This is a genomic window from Streptomyces sp. NPDC016459, assembly GCF_040632845.1.
In the GTDB taxonomy this organism is placed as follows: domain Bacteria; phylum Actinomycetota; class Actinomycetes; order Streptomycetales; family Streptomycetaceae; genus Streptomyces.
In genome coordinates this window covers 1-2299 of record NZ_JBEYCR010000045.1, presented here as the reverse complement: position 1 = coordinate 2299, position 2299 = coordinate 1, and the positions used below count along the sequence as shown (strand labels likewise).

The 2299-nt window shown below is 61.7% G+C and carries 3 protein-coding genes; 1 reads left to right on the top strand and 2 read right to left on the bottom strand.

Annotated elements, in window-relative coordinates:
- Nucleotides 1-231 precede the first annotated feature (231 nt).
- On the top strand, nt 232-1515 hold the full coding sequence (locus ABZ567_RS32315; protein ID WP_360796936.1) for an IS256 family transposase: 1284 nt from the start codon (nt 232-234) through the stop codon (nt 1513-1515).
- A 114-nt stretch (nt 1516-1629) separates the two neighbouring features.
- Here the strand turns inward: ABZ567_RS32315 and ABZ567_RS32310 are convergent, their stop codons facing one another.
- Together ABZ567_RS32310 and ABZ567_RS32305 are read right to left on the bottom strand one after the other, a co-directional pair.
- Nucleotides 1630-1995, bottom strand: coding sequence for a cation:dicarboxylase symporter family transporter (locus tag ABZ567_RS32310; RefSeq protein ID WP_350835113.1), 366 nt, complete (start codon nt 1993-1995; stop codon nt 1630-1632).
- Nucleotides 1996-2017: 22 nt separating this feature from the next.
- Nucleotides 2018-2299: hypothetical protein (locus tag ABZ567_RS32305; RefSeq protein WP_360796933.1), on the bottom strand; the 282-nt coding region annotated here is incomplete at its 5' end.

Below are 2299 nucleotides of genomic sequence, written 5' to 3'. Positions count from 1 at the left end.
CGGTGGCGCGCTCTGGTTGCCCGGCGCTCTGCAGTGGCTCGTCGACCGGTTCAACGGCGCACCCGCCCCGAGTAACTGCGGAAAATTCGCCCCCGGAAATTCCCTCGCCCCGCAAACACTCGTCGCCCCCGGCCATCCCGCATCTGTCTCCCCGACAGGATCGGGGAGTGTTTCTTAAACGGTGTTTCGGCCCGACACGCTGGGTGAATGCCCGGCGAGAAGGGTGCCGTGATGACGACACTGGATGATGTGACGAAGAAGAAGTCGACACCACCGTCGGCCGAGGAGGCGGCGGCAGCGGAGCTCGTGCGCTTGGCGAGAGAGCAGGGCCTGTCGCTGACGGGCCCGGATGGGCTGCTCAAGCAGTTCACCAAGACGGTCCTGGAAACGGCATTGAACGAGGAGATGACCGAGCATCTCGGGCACGACAAGAACCAGGCCAACCCGGATCGGGCATCAACAAATATCCGCAACGGCACTCGGTCGAAGACGGTACTGACCGAGTCGACCGGGCAGGTCCCGATCGAAGTCCCCCGAGACCGCGAAGGGACGTTCGAACCGCAGATCGTCAAGAAGCGGCAGCGTCGGCTCAACGGCGTTGATGAGATCGTTTTATCGTTGTACGCCAAAGGGTTAACGACTGGGGAGATCAGCGCGCACTTCGCTGAAATCTACGGTGCATCGGTCTCGAAGGAGACGATTTCTCGGATCACCGACAAGGTGATCGAGGAGATGCAGGATTGGTCTGCACGTCCGCTCGATGAGGTGTACGCCGCGATCTTCATCGATGCCATCGTGGTCAAGATCCGCGACGGCCAGGTCGCGAACAGGCCGATCTACGCGGCCATCGGGGTGAGCCTGGACGGGCGCCGCGACGTGCTTGGTTTGTGGGCCGGCACGGGCGGCGAGGGCGCCAAGTTCTGGATGAGCGTGCTCACTGACATCCGTAACCGTGGCACCAAAGACGTTTTCTTTCTCGTCTGCGACGGTCTCAAGGGCCTGCCGGAGGTTGTCGAGCATGTGTGGCCGGCCACCACGGTCCAGACCTGTGTGGTGCACCTGATCCGCAACACCTTTCGGCTCTCGGGACGTCAACACTGGGACGCACTGAAGCGGGAACTGAAGCCGATCTACACCGCGCCGAGTGAGGCAGCGGCGCGGGCTGCTTTCGACGACCTTGCCGAGAACTGGGGCAAGCGGTATCCGGCGATCATCCGGCTATGGGACAACGCTTGGCAGGAGTTCATTCCGTTCCTCGATTACGACACAGAGATACGTCGAGTCATATGCTCTACCAATTCTATTGAGTCGCTGAATGCGCGCTACCGGAGGGCGGTCAAAGCTCGCGGTCATTTCCCCAGCGAGCAAGCCGCGCTCAAATGTTTGTACCTGGTGACCCGTTCGCTGGACCCGACAGGCAAAGGTCAGGCACGATGGATCACACGGTGGAAACCCGCTCTCAATGCCTTCGCGATCACGTTCGCGGATCGTTGGCCCGGATCAGAAACCTACTGATGAAAACGGCCGAAACACCGTTAACGAGATAGTCCCCAGGATCGTGAAAAGTCCAGTCTTCGGCGTAGCACTCTCGCGCAGTGTGTTTGACAGAAACCACAGGGACACCCGAGTTCAGTCGGTGGCGTCGGCCTTGGCTATTGCGGCGGCGAACTCGCTGACGTCGATCTCCTCGGAGACCACGGTCTTCCTGCCGTTGTAGACATCGCGGTCGATCTCGTCGTCGGCGTTGGCCACCAGCATCGCGACGAAGGTGTCGCCGTTGACGTTGAGGAATGTCCGGAAGATACCGGCGAACCAGTCCACGGCGATCAGTATGCCCACGGCTTCGAGCGGAAGATCGAGGGAGGTCGCGAGAAATGTTGCGATGACGGGGAATCCGCCGGGGACGGTGATGGTGCCCATGTTGAGCAGGATCGCCAGTCCCATGCCGAGGGCGATATCACCGACGGTGAGGTCTACATTGCCGTGCTCGCTGATATCTTCGGCGTGTCTGTCGTGGCTACTTCTTCACCGCCCCTGCGCGAGTGGTGATGTTCAGGTCGAGGACGCAGGTATTGTCGCGCGGCTCGGCGACCCGGTGCGCAAGGCCCTGTTGCGGCGGGGAACGGTCTCTCCGCGCCGTCGCTGGAGTTGCTGGCGGGATCTGGCCGCCAAGCTTCGTATCTCCGATGGCCGCCGAGTGGTTTCTGCGGATTCGCCGTTCTGTGTGTGTCGCGTCGAAGCGGCACTCCGGGTCTCGTCGTTCTGCTTCGCGGGCGCAGTTCAGGAGCTTGTGGTCCTG